19 protein-coding genes (1 of these 19 cut by a window edge) are annotated in these 24,687 nt (G+C 40.8%); 10 read left to right on the top strand and 9 right to left on the bottom strand.

Features of this window, described 5'->3' with window-relative positions; genetic code table 11:
• The 4 genes from HYD28_02950 (at nucleotide 1) to add (ending at nucleotide 6,759) form a co-directional block, all read left to right on the top strand.
• Nucleotides 1-1,821, top strand: a complete 1,821-nt coding sequence (locus tag HYD28_02950) for a uroporphyrinogen-III synthase (GenBank protein QLE08008.1) — start codon at nucleotides 1-3, stop codon at nucleotides 1,819-1,821.
• Nucleotides 1,818-2,927: a heme biosynthesis protein HemY gene (locus tag HYD28_02955; GenBank protein QLE08009.1), complete on the top strand. Its 1,110-nt coding sequence runs from the start codon at nucleotides 1,818-1,820 to the stop codon at nucleotides 2,925-2,927. Before HYD28_02950 ends, HYD28_02955 begins: the two co-directional genes overlap by 4 nt.
• Before the next feature lie 30 nt (nucleotides 2,928-2,957).
• A complete protein-coding gene (locus tag HYD28_02960; GenBank protein QLE08010.1) occupies nucleotides 2,958-5,654 on the top strand; it encodes a CHASE domain-containing protein in 2,697 nt (898 codons plus the stop codon).
• Between the two features lie 103 nt (nucleotides 5,655-5,757).
• The gene (gene add / locus HYD28_02965; protein QLE08011.1) at nucleotides 5,758-6,759 is read left to right on the top strand and encodes an adenosine deaminase; all 1,002 of its coding nucleotides are present in this window, start codon (nucleotides 5,758-5,760) and stop codon (nucleotides 6,757-6,759) included.
• Between the two features lie 9 nt (nucleotides 6,760-6,768).
• Here add and HYD28_02970 read toward each other — a convergent pair whose 3' ends face one another.
• The 4 genes from HYD28_02970 to HYD28_02985 all read right to left on the bottom strand — a co-directional run bounded on the left by HYD28_02970 (nucleotide 6,769) and on the right by HYD28_02985 (nucleotide 9,971).
• Nucleotides 6,769-7,185, bottom strand: coding sequence for a CBS domain-containing protein (locus HYD28_02970; GenBank protein ID QLE08012.1), 417 nt, complete (start codon nucleotides 7,183-7,185; stop codon nucleotides 6,769-6,771).
• A gap of 145 nt (nucleotides 7,186-7,330) precedes the next feature.
• Nucleotides 7,331-8,044, bottom strand: coding sequence for an NAD(P)H-flavin reductase (gene fre, locus HYD28_02975; GenBank protein QLE08013.1), 714 nt, complete (start codon nucleotides 8,042-8,044; stop codon nucleotides 7,331-7,333).
• Between the two features lie 87 nt (nucleotides 8,045-8,131).
• The gene (ubiD, locus tag HYD28_02980) at nucleotides 8,132-9,598 is read right to left on the bottom strand and encodes a 4-hydroxy-3-polyprenylbenzoate decarboxylase (protein ID QLE08014.1); all 1,467 of its coding nucleotides are present in this window, start codon (nucleotides 9,596-9,598) and stop codon (nucleotides 8,132-8,134) included.
• 82 nt (nucleotides 9,599-9,680) lie between these two features.
• The gene (locus tag HYD28_02985) at nucleotides 9,681-9,971 is read right to left on the bottom strand and encodes an MliC family protein (protein ID QLE08015.1); all 291 of its coding nucleotides are present in this window, start codon (nucleotides 9,969-9,971) and stop codon (nucleotides 9,681-9,683) included.
• Nucleotides 9,972-10,084: 113 nt separating this feature from the next.
• Here HYD28_02985 and HYD28_02990 point away from each other — a divergent pair, with 113 nt between their 5' ends.
• Together HYD28_02990 and HYD28_02995 are read left to right on the top strand one after the other, a co-directional pair.
• Nucleotides 10,085-10,990, top strand: a complete 906-nt coding sequence (locus HYD28_02990; protein ID QLE08016.1) for a DUF808 domain-containing protein — start codon at nucleotides 10,085-10,087, stop codon at nucleotides 10,988-10,990.
• 108 nt (nucleotides 10,991-11,098) lie between these two features.
• Nucleotides 11,099-13,057, top strand: coding sequence for a S9 family peptidase (locus HYD28_02995; protein ID QLE08017.1), 1,959 nt, complete (start codon nucleotides 11,099-11,101; stop codon nucleotides 13,055-13,057).
• A 316-nt stretch (nucleotides 13,058-13,373) separates the two neighbouring features.
• On the opposite strand, the gene HYD28_03000 is transcribed toward HYD28_02995, so the two are convergent.
• Nucleotides 13,374-14,330 carry a sel1 repeat family protein gene (locus HYD28_03000; protein QLE08018.1) on the bottom strand — a complete coding sequence of 319 codons (957 nt, stop codon included), beginning with the start codon at nucleotides 14,328-14,330 and terminating at the stop codon, nucleotides 13,374-13,376.
• 187 nt (nucleotides 14,331-14,517) lie between these two features.
• Between HYD28_03000 and dbpA the strand changes: the two genes are divergently transcribed.
• Entirely contained in the window at nucleotides 14,518-15,906 is a 1,389-nt protein-coding gene (gene dbpA, locus HYD28_03005) for an ATP-dependent RNA helicase DbpA (GenBank protein QLE08019.1), read from the top strand.
• Between the two features lie 9 nt (nucleotides 15,907-15,915).
• Here the strand turns inward: dbpA and HYD28_03010 are convergent, their stop codons facing one another.
• A complete protein-coding gene (locus HYD28_03010) occupies nucleotides 15,916-16,497 on the bottom strand; it encodes a molecular chaperone DnaJ (GenBank protein ID QLE08020.1) in 582 nt (193 codons plus the stop codon).
• Nucleotides 16,498-16,655: 158 nt separating this feature from the next.
• On the opposite strand from HYD28_03010, the gene HYD28_03015 reads away from it, so the two are divergent.
• The gene (locus HYD28_03015) at nucleotides 16,656-19,490 is read left to right on the top strand and encodes a tetratricopeptide repeat protein (GenBank protein ID QLE08021.1); all 2,835 of its coding nucleotides are present in this window, start codon (nucleotides 16,656-16,658) and stop codon (nucleotides 19,488-19,490) included.
• On the opposite strand, the gene HYD28_03020 is transcribed toward HYD28_03015, so the two are convergent.
• The 3 genes from HYD28_03020 to trxA form a co-directional block, all read right to left on the bottom strand.
• Nucleotides 19,463-20,713, bottom strand: coding sequence for a methyl-accepting chemotaxis protein (locus HYD28_03020; GenBank protein QLE08022.1), 1,251 nt, complete (start codon nucleotides 20,711-20,713; stop codon nucleotides 19,463-19,465). The two genes, HYD28_03015 and HYD28_03020, sit on opposite strands and share 28 nt — an antisense overlap.
• A gap of 162 nt (nucleotides 20,714-20,875) precedes the next feature.
• The gene (rho, locus tag HYD28_03025) at nucleotides 20,876-22,135 is read right to left on the bottom strand and encodes a transcription termination factor Rho (protein QLE08023.1); all 1,260 of its coding nucleotides are present in this window, start codon (nucleotides 22,133-22,135) and stop codon (nucleotides 20,876-20,878) included.
• 180 nt (nucleotides 22,136-22,315) lie between these two features.
• The gene (trxA, locus tag HYD28_03030) at nucleotides 22,316-22,642 is read right to left on the bottom strand and encodes a thioredoxin TrxA (GenBank protein ID QLE08024.1); all 327 of its coding nucleotides are present in this window, start codon (nucleotides 22,640-22,642) and stop codon (nucleotides 22,316-22,318) included.
• 90 nt (nucleotides 22,643-22,732) lie between these two features.
• On the opposite strand from trxA, the gene rhlB reads away from it, so the two are divergent.
• Both rhlB and gppA read left to right on the top strand, forming a co-directional pair.
• Nucleotides 22,733-24,010 (top strand): ATP-dependent RNA helicase RhlB, encoded by a 1,278-nt coding sequence (rhlB, locus tag HYD28_03035; protein ID QLE08025.1) that lies wholly within the window; start codon nucleotides 22,733-22,735, stop codon nucleotides 24,008-24,010.
• Nucleotides 24,011-24,055: 45 nt separating this feature from the next.
• On the top strand, nucleotides 24,056-24,687 hold the start of the coding sequence (gene gppA, locus HYD28_03040) for a guanosine-5'-triphosphate,3'-diphosphate diphosphatase (protein QLE08026.1). The gene runs 862 nt beyond the window's last position; only the first 632 of its 1,494 coding nucleotides appear in the window; its start codon is at nucleotides 24,056-24,058; its stop codon lies beyond the right edge, outside the window.

Consider the following 24,687-nt stretch of genomic DNA (forward strand, 5'->3'; position numbering starts at 1 on the left):
ATGCATATTTTGATAACTCGTCCAGAAGGAAAAGGCACTGAGCTTGCTCTTGAGCTTCAGCAGGCGGGTTATCAAACAACCCAATGTCCAGTCCTTACCTTAGATTACCTCACGGTTAATAGTAGTGAGCTTGCGCCGCTAGAAAATGCCGATAAAGTTATTTTTATCTCGCAAGATGCCGTACATGCCTTGTTAAAACTCACACCAACAATTAACAAAGCAGCCCAACTTTATGCGGTTGGTCAGCAAACTGCTGATGCGGTTTATGAGGCGTTTGGACGTCGAGCTGCTGTGCCAAAAAAACATGATTCAGAAGGTCTGCTCGAGCTAAAAACGCTGCAAGATGTAGAGCTGAGTAACATTGTATTAGTGAAAGGTGTAGGCGGGCGCACGACGATAGCGAAAACCTTAAAACAACGTGGTGCTTTATTGAATCAGTTGGTTGTTTACAAGCGTAGCGCAATTGAGAGCGAGCCTGGTAAGTGGATGGACCACTGGCAAACAGTTGATGTAGAAGGTATAGTCATTACTAGTAATGCAGCGGTGGATGCCATTTTTAATGGCTTAAATGAGCCTCAGCTTACATGGTTGAAAGAGCGACAATTTTTCGTTGCTAGTGAGCGTATCGCTGACTATTTAAAGCAACAAAAGGTCGCAAGAACACAGATACATATTGCTGCAGGGGCGAGCGATAGCGCTATGTTCACCTGCATTAATCAGCAAGGTAGCAAAATGAGTGAAGCAGAATCAAAACAACCCGCAAAGCCAGTGACTGCACAGCCAGATAAAAAAGCGCAAACGGTAAATACTGGGACGAAAGCGCCTGTGCAAGCAAAAAAAGGTATCAGCAAATCAGGTAGCTTAGCGTTACTTATTTCACTTTTAGTGGCTTCTACTGTTGGCTATGAGTTTTATCACAAATTAAATAGTGATCAGCAATCAGCTGTTGCATTTACTGAGCTGACAGATGAAAACCAACGCTTACAACAGCAGATTGATGCATTAAAAAGTGCGCAGCAAACATTACAACATTCGCTTTATAACAGTGAACAAAAAGTCTCTGAGGCGCTAAATGAAAGTGCTGAGCAAACTCAGCAGCAATTACAAGCGGCTTTAAAGCGCGCTGAGCAGCAAACTTTCACGCTTAATCCGCAAGAGGTTACAAGCCTGCAACGTATGGCCGAGTTTAAATTGTGGGCAGAGCACGATTACCAAGGAGCTGCCGCTGTGCTATCTCGCTTAGATAGCTTGCTAGCAGAACACCCGGGTACAGGAGCTATTCGCCAAGCAATTCACCAAGACTTGCAAACCTTGAACGCCATAGAGCCTGTTGCAGTTGAAGCAATTTATTTAAAACTGCATGGCATTAATCAAAAAGTTGATGAACTAGTATTTAATGCTATTTCACTACCTGAAGAAGTCGTCAAAGAAGATCCAAATCAATTGAGCGAAAATGTCAGTGAATGGCGTCAGAACCTTGCGAAATCATGGCAGCAGTTTAAAGACTTCTTTGTAGAAGTACGCACACGTGAAGATATGGTTATCGCACCATTTTTAAGTGAGCAAGAGCGCCACTTAGTTAAACAGCGCTTAAGCTTATACTTAGCTCAAGCGCAAGATGCTGTATTAAGTAAACAAAGCAGTGTGTATTTTAGCGCTGTTGATGCTGCACATAGCTTGGTAAAAGATTACTTTAAGCAAGATGATGCGCAAACAAAAGCGGCATTAAAAAGCCTCGCTGAGCTTTCAAAAGAGCAACTTGATTTCAGCCCAAAAGTGTCACTGCAAAGTACTGAGCAGGTGAAGGAGTGGGCACAATGATCCGCTTTTTATTAATCATTATTGCGATAGCCGTCTGTTTGGGAATTGCCCCCTTTTTTATTGATCAAAAGGGTTATGTATTAATTGCCTTTAATAAAACAACCATTGAAGGCACTATTTGGGGCGTTACAGCACTCTTACTGTTAGCACTTACTGCAATATATGTGCTTTATAAACTAGTTCGTTATTTATGGTCTTTGTATAGCCACACACGCCATCGCTTTTTTGCTCGTAGTGAAGAACGTAAACAAGCGGCTATTGAGCAAGGTGTATGGAGCTTAATAAATAACGATTATGCAGAGCTGGAGCTAGCCCTTGATAATAACAGTGTTGCAGACCAGTGGACCGATATACGTTATGCGCTTCTTGCTAAAGCGGCATTAGCGAGTAATGAGAACGAAAAGGCGATTAGCTACCTTGATAACATAAGTCAAAATAATCAACTAAAAGTGGCTAAGTTATGGATTGCCAGCGGTGAAACCAGCACTATTTTTGCTGATCTAAAAGCCTCAGCTGAACGCAAAAAAGCTACTCGTTTAGAGCTCAAAATGTATGCCCATGTTTTAGTGCAAGAGCAAAAATGGGCTGCACTTAATGACTTCATGCCTCGCTTATTACGCAAAAAAGCACTTTCAGAGCAGGAATGGCAGCAACTGTTTGATCGCTACTTTGCAGCGCAGTCAAGCGAGGATTTAACTGCGCGCTATGAGCAATTAGCGAAAAACCTTAAACCACACGCTGAAGTAAGTTATTTGGCAGCGATGGCAAAGGCAGGCGAATTAAATAAAATAGAGTTAAGCTTAATTAAAATGGTTAAAAAACCGCTGCAGCATAAAGATTTAGCACGTATTTTACGTACCAGTGGCCCTGGCAATGCACTCAAGCTGCAAGCAAGTTTGCAAGATGTATTGAAAAAAGACACCGAGAATACAGATTTACTTCTAGCCCTAGCATGTTTAGCGAATGCTCATGGTGAGTACGATTTAGCTGCGCGGGTGTTTGATAAAGCACTTAATGCTGATAATCGTAATGCCTATTTGCAGCAAGCTGTACTCAGTTATAGTAAAAGTGCCCAGCCAGAAAAAGCATTGGTACTCTATCAATAATTTTACTCCAGCCAGCAAAGGAGCGATGGCTTGAAGAACTTATTTACACTGACCATAAGTATCGCACTTGCTTACTTTCTTACAGGGTATTTAAGTAATTCTTTGCTGGCGATTGATGGTTATGCGGTTGCTGCATGGCCGCCTTCAGGTATTGCTCTTGCCAGTATCTTGCTATTTCGAAATCGTGCCCTACCAGGAGTTTTGCTAGGGGCGTTCTTTGTAAACCTCATTCACCTTGATAAAGCCACTGATATTTTCCATTGGCAAATGATGCTGCAGGCTATTGGTGTAACAACAGCATCAACATTCCAAGCTTGGCTCGCCTATTACATAATTATTCATGTAGCTAAGCGCCCGATTGAATTATCGTCATTAAAACAAAGTGTGCTTGGCTTAATGATTGGCGGCCCTTTGTGTAGCTTGATTGCGGCATCAATTGGCACAGGTTTATTGGTCATAAATAATGTTATTCCGAGTTATGCGGCACTTAATAATTTTATTGCATGGTGGATTGGTGACAGTATTGGAGTGCTGATTTTCACGCCATTAGTTTTAGCTGCATTTAGTTACCATCATACTCGCCAGCGGCTACAAATAATTGTGCCGTCGCTATTAATCTATATGGTTATTTGTGTCAGTTTTTATGGCGCAGCCAGTGTAAAAAAAGATAAAGACTTACAGCGCCAGCAAGCCAAAGTCAGTGCGATTCATACTAATCTTGAGCACCAAGTTGATGAAATTAAGTCACACTTAGCTTTATTAGCGACCTTTTTTGCTAGTAGCGATGCAGTTGATTTTGATGAATTTAAGCGCTTTACAGCACGTCAATTGCAATACAGTGAAGAGATACTTGCCTTTGAATGGGCGCCAAAGGTTATTCACTCGCAACTAACTAATTATCAAAATCTACTGCGTGATGAACTAGGCACCCACTATTACGTGAAAGAAAAAAATGCTGCAGGGCAATGGCAGCCGGTGAGTAAGCGAGCGGTGTATTTTCCGGTGCAATATGTTCACCCTTTAGAGGGCAACCAACCCGCTCAAGGTTTTGATTTGGCCTCAAACGAATTACGTAAACAAGCGCTTACAGACTCTCGGTTAATTAAAAATGTCACTGTGAGTGAACCAATCACCCTTATGCAAGGAGATGGCAGCGAAAAGGGCGTTTTGTTCTTTAACCCTGTTTATTCAGACATTAACCATCAAGTAGGTTTTAGAGGTTATGTTGTTGCTGTGGTCAATCTGGAAGTGTTGGCGCGAACACTTAACTTTAATCAAAACACCGAGATTGATGCCAGTTTTTTTGATGTTACCGATGGTAGTAACCCTGTTGAAATTTACAGCCCTCATCGTGTTGGCACTACAGCAATCGCAAGCTTTAATTTTATTATTGGTGAGCGTGTTTGGCAGGTGAAACTATGGGAATCAGTAGCCCAGTCATCTTGGCTGTCTTATTGGCTTGCGCAAATTGTCGGAATGCTGTTTGTGTGGTTATTGATTACCTTTTTGATATCGGTAACAGGCACTAATATTCAAATTCGTCAGCAAGTAGCAAAGCAAACCCAAAGCCTTCGCGAAGAAAAACAAAAAGCCGATAAAGCTAGCCAAATTAAAAGTGAGTTCTTAGCTAATATGAGCCACGAAATACGCACGCCTATTAATGGTATTAAGGGGCTGCATTACTTAGCAATGCAAGAGCAAGATTGGCAACAAGCGCGTAGTTATATCGATCAAGCAGACGGTGCATTGAATGTTCTATTACGGGTGATAAATGATGTTTTAGATTTTTCTAAAATTGAAGCAGGGCGTCTGGAGTTACATCAAGAGCCTATTGATGTGAATGCGCTTGTGAGTGAATTAACGAACTTACTGCAGTTTGAGCTTAACTCTCGCTCTTTAGAATTTAGAGTTGAGTTTGATGCTTCTGAACACCTACTGATCCATACCGATCCAATCCGTTTAAAACAAATATTATTGAATCTGTTAAATAATGCGGTGAAGTTCACTCAAGAGGGAACGATTACAGTGCGGATTTGGCAGCAGGGTGAATTTACTTACTTTAGTGTTATTGATACAGGTATTGGCATCAGTAAAGAGGCCCAGCAGCGCCTGTTTAAACCATTCTCACAAGCTGATAGCTCAACCTCTCGTCGCTTCGGTGGTACAGGTTTAGGCTTGAGTATTTGCCAAAAACTCATTGTTATGATGGGAGGCGAGATAAGCCTCAGTAGTACTGAGGGACAAGGCTCAACATTTACAATTTCGCTGCCATTTGAGTCTCCTCTTGAAGAGGTGGTTCATAGTGATGATGAGTTAGCTGATATAGATGTGACTACTGTTTCATTTGCCGATGATGCAATTCTATTGGTTGAAGATAACCCGTTGAATCAACATGTGGCGAGTTCTATTTTAAAAACCAAAGGCTGCCAACCTGATATTGCTAAAGATGGCCGCGAGGCTATTAAGATGATCAGTGAAAAAAGCTATGACCTTGTGCTCATGGATATTCAAATGCCGAATATGGATGGCTTAGAAGCAACCAAAGTTATTCGCAATGAGTTGCTGATCACTGATTTACCGATCATTGGCTTATCGGCAAATGCCCAAGATGATGACCAAAAGAAAGGCTTAGCCAGTGGTATGAATGGTTATTTAACGAAGCCAATTGATGCTGATAAACTTTTTAAAACTTTGTGGCATTTCTTGCATAATGATAGCGGTCATTAAAGCAGACATTTGACCTCAAAAAAGTAAATAAAATCATCTAAACTTGAAATATCGTCGTGGGTACGTATGATCCGCGCAAATTTACTGAACCTGAGTGCTAATTATGATCAATAACAAACTTCCATTGCTTGATATTCACCGTCATCTAGATGGTAATGTTCGCCCACAAACGATCTTAGAACTTGGTCGTCAGTTCAACCTAGAATTACCAGCTGATAACATTGAAGCGCTTATTCCACACGTACAGGTTATCGACCCTGAACCTAATCTAATGGCATTTTTGCAAAAGTTAGATTGGGGTGTAAAAGTATTGGGTGATTACGATGCATGTCGTCGTATTGCTATCGAGAACGTTGAAGATGCTATTGCCCAAAACCTCGATTACGTAGAGCTTCGTTTTAGTCCATATTATATGGCGCAAAGCCAAGGTCTACACCCGCAAGGTGTTGTCGAAGCGGTAGTTGATGGTGTTAAAAGTGCGTGTCAAAACGCACCAATTAAAGCCAACCTAATTGGCATTATGTCGCGTACTTATGGTACTAAAATTTGTCAGCAAGAGCTTGATGCTCTGCTTGCTTTTAAAAATGATTTAGTGGCTGTTGATTTAGCTGGCGATGAAATTGGTTTTCCTGGTGAGTTATTTGTTGATCACTTTAAGCAAGTTCATGATGCATACTTAGCTGCCACTATTCACGCTGGTGAAGCGCGAGGTAGCGAAAGCATTTGGCAGGCAATTAACGAGCTTGGTGCAACGCGTATTGGTCATGGTGTAAAAGCGATTGAAGATGCTGCGCTAATGGATTACTTACGTGATAAGCGCATTGGTATTGAGTCTTGCTTAACCAGTAACATTCAAACCAGTACTGTTGCTGAGCTTACAAAGCACCCGTTAAAAACCTTCTTAGACCATGGTATTTTGGCATCAATTAATACTGATGATCCAGCAGTTGAAGGTATTGAAATAGCGTATGAGTATCAAGTAGCAGCACCTGCGGCAGGTTTAAGCCAAGCCGATATGGAAAAAGCACAAGCTAATGCGCTTGAAATTGCTTATTTAAGCGATGCAGATAAAGCTACTTTAAAACAGTTAGCTGCTAATCGTTAAGCAGCTAACTTATACTTGGTGCTCTTGGCATGAGACATAGTTTTCATACAATGCCTTGAGCACATCTCCTCGGCTGATCATGCCAACAACCTTACCATCCTCAATAACCGGGTAATTTTTTGGCTTACCAGTTTGCATACCATCTGCCAGCTCAATGATGTTTTGATCGCTACTCACCGTGACAACATCGGTGCGCATTAGTTGTTTTACCTTTACCACGCCATCGCAGAAATAACTGTTTTGCATAAGCGGTTGTAGCAGCTCTTGTTCAGAAATAAAGCCAACTAGGCTTTTGTTGTCATCGAATACTGGTGCGCCTAGTAATTTAAACTTTTGTAGCTCGCTAATCGCGGTGGTCATTTCAGTTTCAGGCGTAATGTGTGGCAACTTACGTTGCATAAAGTCTTGTACTTTTGTATTTAGCATTTGGGTCTCTCCCCATCATTATTCTAAACAAAGTATGGTCAAGGAAATACAGTTTGTGAAATCGTTTAGATGGATTAAGGCGATAAGTAAAACAAATAAAAAAGGCATCCAATTGGATGCCTTAACAATAACCTGTATGAGTTAGTTATTTAATGAATGCAAATGCGTCGGCGTACATGTTCTCACGTACCGCACCATGATTGATAAAATCATCGCGAACCACGCCAATCATGTCGAAGCGGCCTGCCATGTAAATATCGTATGGTTCTAAAGACACGATATCTTCCATAACGGCTTTGTGGACGTAACCGGTTTTACCTGTCCAGCTTTGCGGTGCATTTTCAACCACAGGAATATATTGGAAATGTGGGTTGCTGTTTGCCCATGCTTGCATTTCATCATGTGCATAAAGTGCAGCTTGCTCACGTACACCCCAGTAAAATAATACAGGACGCTCACAGCCAATTTCAGCAAGGTGATCAGCCATTGATTTGGCATAAGAAAAACCAGTACCGCCAGCAAGTAGAATAATTGGGCGCTCACCCTCAACTCGCAACTGTGATATACCTAAGCCCACTTCAACATTAACTTGCTGTTGCTCTGTATGTGCTTGACGTAAATGATCAAGCGCTTGCATTGCATACGAATCAGCACCCGCGGCACCAATGTGTAGTTCAATTTGGTCAGTTTGCGACGGGCGACTTGCAATAGAAAAGGCACGCTTATCTTTTTCGCCTAATACTAGTTGCATATATTGGCCTGCCTCGAATGACACAGGTTGCTGTGGTTTCAAAATGACCTTATGTACGTGGTCTGTAAGCGGGCTGATCGCAACCACGTCAGCGAGTAATGTTTGCATAGTTTACCTTTATAAGCACAGAAGCAAATTCGGTTATGAATCGCACTCATAACCGTTAAATTTTGAGCAGTTTAACATAGACACAGCCTAGAGAATATCTAAGCTGTCCCATAATTCATCAACACGTTCTTTGATTTTTGGGTCCATGACAATGGGTTCACCCCATTCGCGGTCTGTTTCACCAGGCCATTTATTAGTCGCATCCATGCCCATCTTTGAGCCAAGGCCAGATACTGGCGATGCAAAATCTAAATAATCAATTGGTGTGTTTTCGATCATTGTCGTATCACGAGCAGGGTCCATACGTGTGGTGATTGCCCATATCACGTCGTTCCAGTCGCGTGCATTTACATCATCATCGCAAACGATCACGAACTTGGTATACATAAATTGACGCAAGAAAGACCACACACCCATCATTACGCGCTTGGCATGACCTGGGTATTGTTTCTTCATCGTGACCACAGCCATGCGATAAGAGCAGCCTTCAGGCGGTAGATAAAAATCTACAATTTCAGGGAACTGCTTTTGCAGAATTGGCACGAACACTTCGTTCAATGCAACCCCGAGTACTGCTGGCTCATCTGGTGGGCGGCCAGTGTAAGTGCTGTGATAAATTGGATTTTCACGATGTGTAATGTGAGTGACCGTCATCACCGGAAACTCGTCTACTTCGTTGTAGTAACCTGTGTGATCGCCATAAGGGCCCTCAGGGGCTGTTTCACCCGGCATAATATAACCTTCAAGCACGAACTCTGCGGTAGCTGGCACTTGTAGGTCATTTGAAATCGATTTAACAACTTCAGTTTTACTACCGCGTAGTAAACCAGCAAACGCATATTCACTTAGGGTATCAGGGACTGGTGTTACAGCGCCTAAGATTGTCGCAGGATCAGCACCTAATGCCACAGACACTGGGTAGGGTTCACCAGGGTGCTCTTTACACCATTCACGAAAATCTAATGCGCCACCGCGATGCGATAACCAACGCATAATAATTTTGTTTTTACCCAGTAGCTGCTGACGGTAAATACCTAAGTTTTGACGCTTTTTATAAGGCCCTTTGGTAACCGTTAAGCCCCATGTAATCAATGGGGCTGCATCACCCGGCCAGCAATGTTGGATAGGCAGCTTGGTTAAGTCGACATTATCACCTTCAAGTATGACTTGCTGACAAGGCGCTTTTTTTACTTCTTTTGCAGGCATATTCAATACTTGTTTGAATACTGGAATTTGCCCTAATGCCTCTTTAATGCCTTTAGGTGGCTCAGGCTCTTTTAGAAAAGCTAATAACTTACCGACTTCGCGCAGTTCACTAACATCATCTTGTCCCATACCCATGGCAACGCGTTTGGGTGTACCAAAAAGGTTGGCAAGAACGGGAATAGTGTGGCCTTTAGGGTTTTCGAATAACAGAGCTGGGCCTTCGGCACGTAACGTGCGGTCGGCAATTTCGGTCATTTCAAGGTAAGGATCAATTTCTTGTTTGATCCGTTTTAGTTCACCTTTTTGTTCTAATAACTCGATAAATTCGCGAAGATCTTTGTATTTCATTATAGCCGCTTAAACGCTGAATAAACTGTCGCTATTATACTCAAAACCACTGATTAAGCTAATTTAGCCGCGATAGGTTTTGCTATTGCTTAATTAAGCTACATTGGTACTTTTTACCTTTTAAAATCAGCATAGCTTCATCGCCTTTAGACCAAAACAGCACATTATCGGCACTGTAGTTAACTCCTGAGCCACTTACTTGGCGATTGAGTAAAAATTCATTGTCCTTAAATGTCAATCTTGCTTCCTCATCATTGTTTTCAACAATACTGGCACTAAGGGTCCCATCGCACAGATAATTGCTTGGTGCACTTTGCTCAGCACACGCGCACAAGGTAACTAAAGCGAGCCCCGAGAGAAGTGGTTTAATCATAGAAACACCTTTATTTTTGAATGAGCTATAAGCCTAACAAAGAAAAATTAACCGTTGGTGAAAATGACAGGATAAGTTATGTTGATAGTGTATTTAATGGGCAAGGAACCACCATGGCAGGCACTAATTTACTAACCTTACTTGATGATATTACAACACTTTTAGACGATATTGCGACGATGAGTAAAGTCGCAACAAAAAAAACAGCAGGGGTGTTAGGTGATGACCTCGCTCTGAATGCTCAGCAAGTCACTGGGGTAACCGCCGATAGAGAGTTGCCCGTGGTTTGGGCTGTAGCAAAAGGCTCGTTTATTAATAAAGCCATCTTAGTGCCGGCAGCGTTATTGATTAGTGTTTGGTTGCCTTGGTTAATCACTCCGCTGTTAATGGTTGGCGGGCTGTTTTTGTGCTTTGAAGGTGCAGAGAAAATTATCGAAAAGCTGTTTGGTCATGCTCAACAAAAAGTTGAAACTTTGGCTGAACAACTGGACTTACAAGAATACGAAAAGCAAAAAGTGAAAGGGGCAATCCGCACCGATTTTATCCTCTCTGCAGAAATTATCGTGATAACTTTAGGTACAGTTACTGGTGCAACGCTGGTTAATCAAGCTTTAGTGCTAAGTGTAATTGCAATTATCATGACCATTGGTGTGTATGGGTTAGTTGCAGGGATTGTTAAACTTGATGATGCTGGTTTGTATCTACTGCAAAAAGCGCAGCAAAGTGGTGGTAAATTTAAAGAGCTAGTGGGTAAGTTTTTACTTGCGTCAGCACCTAAGTTAATGCGCTTTTTAGCCTTTGCAGGAACGGTAGCTATGTTTTTAGTTGGCGGAGGCATATTGGTACATGGCATCCCCGTTTTGCATCACGCCCAACAGGGTAGCGCTGAGTTTGTAACAGGTTTACTTGGTAAAACAGGTGAGTTGGCTACGCCAATTATATTTGATGGTTTATTGGGCGTTGTTGCCGGAATTATCGTTGTGTTAGTGGTTGAATTTTGGCATAAAATTCGTCATTAGAAAGTATCAAATTAACCATTTTTGTTGATTTTTTGTATATAAAATAGGGGCTTTGCTTTATTATTGCTCAGCTAAATATAACAATTAAATCGTTAAATGGAGTTAATCATGTCTCGATACCTCACTTTTATGCTGGGGCTCGCGTTATTTACGCTGTCATTTACCAGTTTCGCTAAATCTGCAAAATTATCAGTAGAAGATTTTAGTAAAGGTAATGACTTTAGTCGTGTAACCATCTCTCCTGATGGCAATTACGTCGCTGCTATTAAAAAGCACGAAGGTAAAAATTCACTCATCATTGTTGATACAAGCAAGTTTGCAGTAACTCACGCGGTTGCTTTTCCGGGTAATGCACAGGTTGGCGAATACCACTGGGTAAACAATGAGCGTGTTATTCTTGAAAAAGAGTATTTAAAAGGCTGGCAAGATACCCCCATCTATTATGGTGAGTTATTTGCTGTGAATGTTGATGGTAGCCGTGGCGCATATGTAATTGGTTATCATGGTGAGCAGCAAACGGGTACTCGGTTAAAAAAACAAACTCCAGTCCAAGGAACCTCATACCTTTTAGATCCTTTACTTCATGATGATAAAAAAGTTTTGGTTGTCACTTACCCATGGACTGCAACCAATGAACCAACTACCGTTGTATATGAAGTCGATGTTTATCGCGGTCTGCGCACCCTAATTACGCGATCACCTGCACCTATGGGACGTTTTTTAACAGACCATGATGGCAATGTTCGTATCGCTGTATCAAGTGACGATTACCTCAATGCGACAATTCATGTTCGAGAGCCTGAAGGCGGTTTTTGGAAAGAGCTTGATTTAGAAGGTATTAATTACACCGATATCTCATTAAAGGCGTTTGATAAATCTGGTGAGTCTGTATATGCCACTGCATCAAAAGGTGGAGAAGCAGAGAGTCTTATTAAAATTAACCTAAAAACCAAAGAAGTGACGAAAATCTTTCAAGATAAACATGTTTCACCGTCGCATATTTGGGTTGATGAAATATCCAAAGAGTTATTTGCTATAGAAACTGAGGCTGACTACCCAAGCTATGCGTTTGTTGATAGTAATTCGCCTAAATCACAGCGTCTTAAAGATTTATTGGGCGCACTGCCAGGCAGTCAAGTACAGCTAGTTAGTAGTACAGAAGACGACTCAAAAAATATTATTTTCGCATCGAGCGATATAAACCCAGGGCAATATTATCTTTATGATGCGAATACCAATAAGTTAAGAGCGCTTTTCTCTGCGCGAGGCTGGATAAATCAAGATGAAATGGCGCAAACCACACCACTGCGTTTTAAAAGCCGCGATGGTTTAACAATTCTTGCTTATTTAACTGTGCCAAATGGCAAAGCTGAGAAAAACTTACCTTTAGTTGTTATGCCGCATGGTGGCCCAATCGCTCGTGATTACTGGGGCTATGACCCAGAAGTACAAATGTTAGCGAATAAAGGTATGGCAGTGCTCAAGGTTAACTTCCGTGGTTCAGAGGGGTTTGGTATGAACTTCCAAGAAGCCGGTTATCGCCAGTGGGGACAAAATGTTCAGCACGATATTATTGATGGTGTAAAACTATTAATAAAAGATGGCACGGTTGATAAAGATAACATTTGTATTATGGGTGCCAGCTTTGGTGGTTACTCTGCTCTACAAAGCGCGATAATCGAACCAGATATGTTCAAGTGTGCAATAGGCCTGATGGGGGTTTACGACTTGCCTCTTATGTATGAAGAGGGTGACACGCAAGCGCGCAGTCATGGACTTAATTACCTAAAAACAGTGATTGGTACTGATGAGGCAGAACTAAAAGCATTCTCGCCTGCTTATAATGTCGATAAGCTAAAAGCACCTGTTCTTATTGTACATGGTGGTGAAGATGAACGTGCGCCCATTGAACAAGCTGAATCATTAGAAGCTGCTTTGAAAAAAGCTAAGCATCCATATGAAATAACTATTCTTGATGATGAAGGTCACGGTTTTTATAAAGAAGAGCACCGTGCTTTATACTACAAAAAAGTATTGGCCTTCTTAGATGAACATTTAAAGCTTTAAAAGAAAAATGCCGGCGAGCAAGCTCGCCGGCAAGGATTTAGCACGGGAAACGTAAGCGTGCTAGTGTGCAAGGTCTTCCTTCAAGTTAAGCAAACTCAAAAGACGATTCGTTTATCAGGCAATACTACCCAGCTGTACTCTCTAAAACAGAGCAGAGAGAGTGACTCTGCTTTTGCTAACAAGTAATTATAAACACCAACAAAAGAGTATAAATACTGCGCCACATAAAAATGTTATAACATAACAAGTTAAAAGTAAATAGCGAGTGTCATGTTATTAGGATGGTTTCTGCTGAGTGATGTTTATGGGTAATAGATTATTGAGTATTCAATTTACTACAATCGTAACTCAAGCATAGCTCTGCGAGCTCAATCTTTGCTTTAGGATTCCCTTGTAAGGTAGCTTTGTTGAGCCAGTAAGCTGCTTTTTCGTTATTCACTTCTGTCCCTTGGCCATCACGATACATCTGACCTAAGTTTAATTGCCCCCATGCATAACCATCTTCTGCAGACAGCGTAAAGCTTTTCAACGCTTCCTCGTATAAGCCATCTTTGAAGTAAGTGATCCCTTCTTGGTTGTGCTTATCTAGCTTAACGCCCGTATATAGAGGCTTAGGTCTAGGCGGGTGCATAACAAAACCACCAAATAAACTATATAGCTCAGGTCGCATAATTTTATATATGGTGCCGTTATCATAAAGCTGCTTTATTTGTGATTTACTGAAAGTCAGGGTTTTACTCGAAAAGTAATCATCTTGAACTAGCATGCTGGTACGCATCGCAATCTCAATGTCTTTATTGTACTTGTAAGTGTAGTTAGCAACTCTAAAAGTCATGTTTTTATCATCAAATTCAACGAGCTGAGCTACTTTCAAATTGTTAATACGTTTTGGTTTGCCAGTAAATTTATCTGAATAGACAAAATAGGTATCAAATAACTTTGGCTCGTTTAAGTAAGTTTGCTCGTTTTCTGTTTGCTCATTCGCACCGATTAATGCTTTTGTTAATAGGTAAACGATGAAGAATAGACCAATAAAGTATTTTATAAACGACACTAATTCTAAGGCTGGCAATGAATACCAAGGTGCAGGAGTAACATAGCCACAGTCATCACATTGTCTTTGATAATTAATAGATAATGGGATGATGGGCAAAATAGTAAAGCGTAAAACTTTACTATGATTGCTTAAAGAATAATGTTCGCTATGGCAGTGAGGGCACGTTTTTTGTTTTTTATAAACAACATCAGCTGCAGCGGTATTAAATAGAAGCATAGTTTCTTCCTGAAGATTGCTATCAATAAACTAGAACAAATGCAGAGAGTTAGAAAGCGGCAAACTGTAAGCAAATATGAATTAAACATGTCGAACGGTGTTTTCGTTTAGAGAAACAGCACATTCTCTGCTATGATCCACAGCATCTTCGAGGATGTCCCTCAATTATCAAGTTTGGAATATTACTGTGACTGCTACTGCTTTTTCATCTTTGGCTTTGCCGCGAGAGTTAACCGATAACTTATCAACTTTAGGTTATACGCAAATGACGCCAGTACAAGCGCAAAGTTTGCCAGTGATCTTACAAGGCAAAGATATTATTGCCCAAGCAAAAACCGGGTCGGGTAAAACGGCTGCATTTAGTTTAGGTGTGTTGGCTAAGTTAAATGTGAAACGGTTTCGAATTCAGTCTCTAATTTTGTGCCCTACTCGAGAGCTAGCAGAGCAGGTAGCTGAAGAAGTGCGTAAGCTTGCACGTGGTATCCATAATATTAAAGTTTTGACTTTATGTGGCGGTGTCTCTATTGGTCCACAAATTGGTTCGCTAGAACATGGCGCACATATTATTGTCGGTACCCCTGGTCGTGTTGACGATCATATTCGCAAAGGCACATTACGCTTAGATGATGTCGAAACCTTAGTGTTAGACGAAGCTGACCAAATGTTAGATATGGGCTTTCAAGATACCCTTGATGCTATTGTTGAGTGCATTCCAAATCAACGTCAAACGTTATTGTTTAGTGCGACTTATCCAAAATCAATAGCAGCTGTTGCTGAGAGAGTACTTAGCAATCCTGAAATGATTAAGGTAGAAGAAGAGCAAACCAAAAGCACAATCAAACAATACTTTTACAAGCTAGATAACAACAAACAGCGCTTTAATACATTGAAGCTGTTGTTATTGAAGTTCCAGCCAGAAAGCTGTGTGGTTTTTTGTAACACCAAGGTTGAAACACAACAGATTTGTGATGACCTTTATGCTGAAGGGTTTAGTGCGGTTGCCTTACACGGTGATTTAGAACAACGTGAACGTGAACGTACCTTAATCCGCTTTGCTAATAAAAGCGCCTGTATTTTGGTGGCAACGGATGTTGCAGCACGAGGCTTAGATATCAATGACATGGACATGGTAGTGAACTATCATCTAGCACATGACCCACAAACCCATGTTCACCGTGTTGGCCGTACTGGTCGAGCAGGTAAAAAGGGCATAGCATGTTCTATTTATGGTGAAGCTGAGCAATTTAAAGTGGCACAAATTGGTGACCACTATGAGCGTGATTTTGACCCAGAACCGATTCCTCCATTTAGCTTGCTCGAAAAACCCGCTTATAAGCCTACTATGGCAACGATTATGATTGATGCCGGTAAAAAGCAAAAAATTCGTGCCGGTGATATTTTAGGTGCATTAACAGGCAAAGAAGGGATTGCAGGCCATCAGGTAGGTAAAATTAACGTACTTGATAATGTGGCTTTTATTGCTGTGGAGCGAGCTGCTGCAAAACCTGCATTACGTAAATTGACTGAAGGTAATATTAAAAAGCGTAAAATTCGTGCGCGACGTTTGAGCAGATAAATTGTTGAGTTATGAGCAGCTAGCTTTAAGTTGCTCATATTCAAGTTGTATTTTCTTAAACTCAATTGCACAGCCTTGGCGGTCTGGGTGGTGTTTTAGCGCCAGTAGTCGCCAACGCTTTTGTAACTGTTTTTCCGAAAAGTCAGTAGGTAGCTGCCACGCCTGTTGTAATTCCAACAGCTGCTGCTGAGATAGCGAGAGAATGACCCTTTTTGGACTATATGATGAAAAGCGCTGCCAAAAATCAGTTAACATCGCATCAATCTCATCGCTCGTTGTATCATAGTTTTGCCAATCTAAATAATAATCTCGCAGCGGATCGTGATTTTCTAATGCGTTACTTATCTGCTCATTAACAAGCTCAATATGTAATGAGGCAATTTGTAGCTGTTGCTCTGGTGCAAGTTGTGTTTGCAGCTGATATAGAGCATTCATAACTAAAAAGTTGCGCTTAAACAGATCTTTTTGTGGGTCATTATCTAATTGCTCAATTTTTCCTGATTCGCTAAGTGCGCTGGTAAGCGTATGAACCTTCCAAACAGGTTGTTCCAAAAGAAGGTAAAAAATCTCATCAATCAGTGGGTTAACCATTGTTCGCAAGCCTATCTTTAGTGTAATCTACAGTGGTATACGCTATCACAGCTGCTTTTTTGAAACTACGCTAATGTTTTTAGATACTAGGGAATGCATTTAGCCGAGCTTAAATAACCTCATTTTCAGGCTAAGTTGATATTAAGGGATTTCGCCATATGTTCACATCACTGCGTGTTAGCTTGCTCACTGCTTTAATGTTCAGTTGTAGTTTGTTTTTTTCGCAGTCTAGCTTTGCATCCACTTCGTTACTTGAGCAATTTAGCCAATCCGAGCAATGGCAAGAAAAGCAACAGCTTGCCAAAAAACTGCTTAATCAAAATACAACAAATCAAGAACAAAGCCTCGATATATACATGCAGCTTGGGGACTTTGCTCTAGCTAAAGGTAATTTCTCAGCGGCCGTAAAAAATTACCAATTGGCAGAGCAAGCAACTAGTTTTGCTGCGACCCCAAAGCGCTATTTCCTTGCCCTAAAAATGCAGGGCGTAACTTATTATTATCAAGGCTTGATGCAGCAAGCGGTAATTGCTTACAGCAGAGCATTAAGTATTGCCAAAAAGCTACCTGAACCAATTGCTGAGGCTAATTTGCTAAGTAATATTGGCCTTGCCTACTTTGATATGTTCAATATGGAGCAAGCGCTGAAATATTACAAAGAAGCGAAAGATATTTACGAAGAACATGGTAATGCACAAGATAAAGCCGATATATTACACAACATTGCAGGTATTTATATTCGTTTATCTAGTTATGATACTGCATTAGAAATGTATCGAGAAACGCTAGAGATTTTCCAAAAGTTAGGCGATGAAGATGGCATAGCTCAGTCTTATGGCAATATGGGGGTTGCGTATTCTGAACTTGGTCAGTATCAACTTTCTTTGCACTACTATCAGCGAGCCTTGAGATACTACCAAGAAACGAATAATGCTTACTTTCTCTCATCTCGCCACGCTAATATCGCCAATGTATATTTACGCACCGGTGATTTAGAGCTTGCCTTAAGTCATGCAGAAAAAGCAGTTGAATTTGCAAAAAGTATTGATAATAAAACCTTAGAGCTTGCAGGCTTATTGTCACAGGCAAAAATCGAGTTATTACAAGGTAAGCTAAATAAAGCTGAAGCAACTCTCACCACCTCTGTTTCTATGGCTAAACAATATAAAGACGATCTTAGAGTGCAAGATGGTGCCGGAATGATGGCCCTGATTAAATCCGGAAAAGGAGATTATGCCGGAGCTGTTGCTAGTTTTGATGAGTTTGTTCGTTCATTTAAAAGTGAGCAAAGCATCAGATTATTAAAGTCAATGAGCGAGCTACAAAGCCAAATCCAAGCAAGTCAGCTCAGTCAAGAAATTGTTGAGTTGAAGCAGCTACAGCATGTACAAGAGCTCGAAATGTCAAAACAGCGTCAGTTGGGCATTATGTTGTTTATCTTATTTGTGATGATAGTGGTAACGGGTATTACTATTTACCGTCGCAGTATTGAAAAAGGTGCAAAAGAGCAACTTTCGTTAATGGTTGCTAAGCGGACCAAGGAGCTTGAAGAAACGGCAGAGCAACTACGTAGTGCTAACGAAATTAAAAGTCAGTTTTTAGCAAATATTAGTCATGAAATTCGTACTCCTTTAACCGCAATACTGGGCCAAACTGATAATTTAATGAATGGTTATTATAAACCAGAGCAGTTAAACGATGAGCTTGCCGTGATTCAAAAACAAAGCGATCATTTAAAAGAGCTGATTAACGACGTTCTCGATATTAGTAAAATCGAGGCTAACAAGCTTGAGTTAAGCCTAAAAGAAGGTGATTTAGTTCGATTACTCACCGACGTCCACTCGATGCTCAGTGGTCAGGCTAAAGATAAAGGCCTTAACTTTACTTTTCATAATGTGCTTGGCGAGCAGTTTTACTGTCAGCTAGATTTTACCCGCATAAAACAGATACTCATCAACCTATGTGCAAATGCAATTAAATTCACTAACCAAGGCGAAGTAGAGTTAAAAGTCTCTAAAGTAGAGCAAGGCGTGTGGTTTCGTGTAACTGATACCGGTATTGGTATGAATACCGAGCAACTAAAACAAATATTTGAGTGTTTTAGGCAAGGAGATAACAGTATTAGCCGACGCTTTGGGGGGACAGGGCTTGGGTTAAGCTTATCGCAACAGCTTGCAATGATGATGGGGGGTTATATTAGTGTTGAAAGTGAGCTAAATAAAGGCAGCATATTTTCGTTTTACTTACCATGTAAAGAACGTACTCCAAGCTCTGATGTGATAGAGTCTGAAAAGTTTGTACAGCCAGTTGTAAAAGGTTTATCTGGGAAAGTTCTACTCGCTGAAGATCACCCTGATAATCGCCGTTTAATTGCTCGTTATTTAGAATCTATGGGCCTTGAAGTAATTGCGGTAGAAAATGGTGAGCAAGCTGTAGAGCAGTGCCTTAAGGAATTTCCTGATGTGGTACTGCTGGATATTCAAATGCCAGTACTTGATGGTTTAAAAGCGCTCAAGTTATTACAAGAGTGCGGCTTTACACAGCCAGTATATGCGTTAACGGCTAATGCTATTAGCCACGAAATCGACAGTTATCTTCAAGCAGGGTTCACCGGTTACCTTGCTAAACCAATTGATAAGAAAGTATTTTATACGCAACTTGCTAAGCATTGTAAAAAGGACAGCGCAGTAGCTAAATCTCGGCAAGATATGAGTGATTTAGTTGCAAGCTTTATTAATAGCTTTGAGCATGAAAGCGCGTTGATACAGCAGCACTTTGCAGCCCATGAGCTATTTAATTTACAACAGGATGCTCACCGAATCGGTGGTGCTGCGAAAATGTTTGCGCTGGATGATATCGCGGATAGTGCTATGGCACTTGAATCGGCATTGAAGCAAGATAAAACTGCTGACTTAACTAGTTTGGTTGCTCAATTACTAGAGCATCTACACAACGCTTCGGTTGATCAAAACAGCTCAATATCACCGTCTTGAACTTGTTCAACCTCTTGAGTCATTTCAAACCTAGAATGATCAATACGCTGCTCTTGATCGGTTTCAGGTGGAGTGATAAGAAACATTGACAGTTTTTCGTCCAGAGAGTGTGCAAGGCGCACTAAGTCTTTACTCGACACCGCTTGTATTTGTGAACTTGAAAGTGCATCAGAGTTAAGCTCAACCATTGCATCTATACTAACTTGTGCTTCATCTGACATCTGGCTTTGCATAGCTACCTGCTCATGGACACTCTCAGAAAACGCATTAATTTCTAGCATTGCTTGCTCAATTTTATTGGTTTCTTTAGTAGAAGCCTCAGAAAGCTCAACCGTGCGCTCCGTTTCTTTAAGTGCTGTTTGCATTAATAGGTTTGCTTGTTCAGTACTATGTTGAATTTTAGATACCATCTCACGCACTTCTTGTGTCGACTTACTAGTACGAGCAGCTAGGTTTCGTACCTCATCAGCAACCACTGCAAAACCGCGGCCTTGTTCACCAGCTCGAGCGGCTTCGATTGCAGCGTTTAGCGCAAGTAAGTTAGTTTGCTCTGCAATACTATTGATAACGTCAATAACGGAGCCTATCGCATCACTATCTTGTTTAAGTAAAATAATCTGTTCACTGGTGAGGTTGATATTATCGGCAAGTTTTATGAGACTTGCTTGGCTTTTATCAGTGTCTAAACGAGTTTGTTGAACTGATTTAGTCGCATCTGATACCGAGCTTAATATTTGTTCAAGACTTCTATCCAGTTCTTTAGATACCTCAATCATACGATTAATTGTGTTTGCTAGGTCAATGCCATGGGCATCTTGAATTGTCGCTTTTTGAGTCATTGACGCATAAGTATCACGTAATGCATCGGCCATTGGTAACAAGCGGGCTGATGATACATATATTTCACTTATCATATGCTCAGCCATTGTTAAACCAGCGTTAAGTGCATGACACTCCTTTGGTAATTGGGTGTCATTTTCGTCAAAGCGAAAAGTAAAATCGATCCCCTTTTCAGAAGCGGTATGCGTAATAAAGTAGCTTAAATAATCTTGTTGCTTTTGATCAGTTGTATAAATAAAGCTAATTAGAACAAGCCATGGGATTACGACAACAAGCATAAGTACAGCCATAGCAGTGATAGAAAAATCAAATATGGCAAAACTAGCAATACAACTAAGTAAGCTTATTATAAATAGAGCTACAACTACTCTAATGCGAGTCATTGAGGGAATCCTTAGCGTTTAATCCTTTAATATATAGAACAAATTTCTATAAATTACCAATAAACTAACTCTTTAAAAGTATAACTTTTAAAGAGTTATGTCCTAGTTTTACATAAAAAAAATGCCTGTATTAGACAGGCATTTGTAAAAACAAAGTAATTTTTACTGACGTTTCATTGAGTCAAAGAATTCATCATTGGTTTTGCTCATTGAGAGCTTATCAATTAAGAACTCCATTGCGTCAATTTCTGACATCTCATGAACGATTTTTCGTAAGATCCACATTTTTTGTAGTTCATCAGGTTTAGTTAGTAATTCTTCACGACGGGTACCTGAACGGTTAAAGTCAATCGCTGGGAATACACGCTTTTCAGCAATCTTACGATTTAAGTGTAATTCCATATTACCTGTGCCTTTGAACTCTTCGTAGATAACTTCATCCATCTTCGAACCAGTGTCGATAAGCGCTGTTGCGATAATTGTTAAGCTACCGCCTTCTTCTACGTTACGAGCCGCACCAAAGAAACGTTTTGGCTTGTGTAATGCATTCGCATCAACACCACCGGTTAATACCTTACCTGATGATGGGATAACAGTATTATAGGCACGAGCAAGGCGTGTAATTGAGTCAAGTAAGATAACTACATCTTTCTTGTGTTCAACAAGACGCTTCGCTTTTTCAATTACCATCTCAGCAACTTGAACGTGACGGCTTGCTGGCTCATCGAACGTTGAGGCAATTACTTCACCTTTAACAAGGCGCTGCATCTCTGTAACTTCTTCTGGACGTTCGTCAATTAGAAGCACCATTAGCTCACAATCAGGCTGGTTGTAGCTGATTGACTGCGCAATGTTTTGCAGTAGCATCGTTTTACCCGCTTTTGGTGGAGCAACGATGAGTGCACGTTGGCCTTTACCAATTGGTGATGCTAAATCTAGTACACGAGCCGTGATGTCTTCAGTACTACCATTACCACGCTCCATACGTAAACGTTCGTTAGCGTGAAGTGGGGTAAGGTTTTCAAATAGGATTTTAGTGCGAGAATTTTCAGGTTTGTCGAAGTTTACTTCATTTACTTTTAATAGTGCGAAGTAACGTTCACCGTCTTTAGGTGGGCGAATAAGGCCTGAAATTGAGTCACCAGTACGCATGCTGAATCGACGGATTTGACTCGGTGATACATAAATATCATCTGGGCCGGCTAAGTAAGATGCTTCTGATGATCTTAAGAAACCAAAACCATCTTGTAAGATCTCTAGTACACCGCCGCCGTAGATGTTTTCACCGCTTTTAGCATGCGCTTTTAGGATGGCGAAAATAATATCTTGTTTTCTTAAACGGGCTACGTTTTCGAGCCCCATGGACTCAGCTAAGTTTACAAGCTCTTTAATAGACTTGTCTTTTAATTCGCGTAAATGCATATTGGTGGGTTCTTTATTACAATTGTCATACTCAAAATCATCGTTTGATACATGAGTGAGGTTTGTTGGTATAACTAAGGATTAGTTGGCTTTATAAACTAGCAGGTCACTAGCAAGGCGTCCAGTCTTTAAACAAAATAAAGCTAAAAAAAGGGCAAAAAGCCCTTTTTTATATTTTCATTAGATGTTGTTTTCTAAAAACTCTACTAATTGAGTCTTAGAAAGTGCACCAACTTTGGTTGCTGCAACTTGACCATCTTTGAAAAGAAGTAACGTAGGGATACCACGAATACCAAATTTAGGTGGTGTGCCTGCGTTTTGATCGATGTTAAGTTTACCAACGGTAACACGGCCATCAAACTCGCCAGCTACTTCGTCAAGAATAGGGGCGATCATTTTACAAGGTCCGCACCATTCAGCCCAAAAATCAACAAGTACAGGTTTGTCTGATTGTAGTACGTCAGCTTCAAAGCTATCGTCAGTTAATTGAATAATTTTCTCGCTCATTGCGATCTCCGATTAGTTAGGCGAAATATTTAATGCGTATTTAAACACTCTTGTTTCTTATTGCAAGTTTAAACGTTATGCTTAAACGCTATGACTAAGACACATTTGACCGATAAAAAGTTTTCAGACTTTGCTATCGCACCGGAAGTGGTTGCCGGTTTAACCGAAAATGGGTTTGAATATTGCACACCCATTCAAGCGAAATGCCTACCTTTTATTTGTGAAGGCCGCGATATTGCGGGCCAGGCACAAACAGGTACGGGCAAAACGTTGGCGTTTTTAACTGCCACGTGCCATCGGTTATTACAATCTAGCAAAGCACCTAGTAAACATCCAAGAGCCCTGATCATGGCCCCAACAAGGGAGCTGGCGATTCAGATACACAAAGATGCAAAAATTTTAGCGCCACACTGTAATCTTAACTTAGGTTTAGTATATGGTGGCGAAGATTACGAAAAACAACGTGCACAACTAGAAAAAGGTGTTGATATTTTAATTGGTACCACTGGACGCCTTATCGATTTATATAAACAGGGCTGCTATACCCTGAACGAAATTGAAGTTGTGGTGCTTGATGAGGCAGATCGAATGTTCGATTTAGGCTTCATAAAAGATATCCGTTATATGTTTAGACGTATGCCAGAAGCGTCTGAGCGTTTAAATCTACTATTCTCAGCAACCTTGTCTTATCGTGTTCAGGAATTAGCATTTGAACATATGACTAACCCAGAGCATGTTCAAGTTGAACCTGATGTAAAAACAGGTAAGCGAATTCAAGAAGAGCTATTCCATCCATCACAAGATGACAAAATTAAGTTACTGTTAACATTGATTGAAGAAGAATGGCCAGATAAAGCAATTGTGTTTGCAAACACGAAACACAGTTGTGAGAATGTTTATGCATGGATGAAAGCAGATGGTCACCGAGTTGGTTTATTAACCGGTGATGTAAACCAGAAAAAGCGTCAATCAATTTTGGCTCAATTTACCAAAGGTGATTTAGATTTCTTAGTTGCAACAGATGTTGCTGCCCGTGGTTTACATATCCCAGAAGTAAGTCATGTATTTAATTTTGATTTGCCAGATGATTGTGAAGACTATGTACACCGTATTGGCCGTACTGGACGTGCTGGTGCATCAGGACACGCTATTAGCTTTGCCTGTGAGCAGTATGCCTATAATCTCCACGAAATTGAGCAATATATAGAACACAGCATTCCATTATCACATTATGATAAAAGTGCATTGCTTGATGATTTAACTAAGCCTACTATTCAGAAAAAGCGGAACTATTCTACAGGCCCACGTAATCGTAATAACAACGGACGTCGACCAAATAATAGTTACCAGAAATCGCGGTCGCAATAAACGACCGTTATTGAAGACTTAGTAGTAACTAGAGGTTTTTGAACGGTGGGGCAACTTCAACCGCAAAAAAATGTGTATGCAGTAATCGACTTAGGATCAAATAGCTTTCATATGCTGATCGCTAAATCGATTGCTGGCGGTCTACAAACGATCGGTCGAGTTAAACGTAAAGTAAGGCTTGCTGCAGGGCTTGATGAAAATAACGTCCTAAGCACAGAAGCCATGCAACGAGGTTGGGAATGCTTAGCCTTGTTCGCTGAACGTTTGCAAGACATACCACAGAAAAACATCACAATTGTTGCGACCGCAACTTTACGTCTTGCTATCAATGCTGATGTATTCAAGGAAAAAGCCGAACAGATCCTTGGTCATAAAATCAATGTTATCAGCGGTGAGTTAGAAGCTAAGACAATTTATAAAGGTGTGGCGCATACCTCTGCCTGTAGCGGAAAACAACTCGTTATTGATATCGGTGGGGCAAGTACCGAAGTCGTTATCGGTAAGGGTTTTGATGCATTGCACTATAAAAGCCTGCATATGGGTTGTGTCACCTTTTTAGAGCGTTATTTCAAAGATCAAAAACTCAGCAACGAAAACTTTGCAGCTGCAATTAAAGCTGCCAGTGAAGTCGTTTCAGAAATTGTTGATGAATACCAAGCGAGCGGGTGGCAAATAGC

Origin of the sequence: Pseudoalteromonas shioyasakiensis, assembly GCA_013391845.1 — a bacterium.
Classification (GTDB): Bacteria; Pseudomonadota; Gammaproteobacteria; order Enterobacterales; family Alteromonadaceae; genus Pseudoalteromonas; species Pseudoalteromonas apostichopi.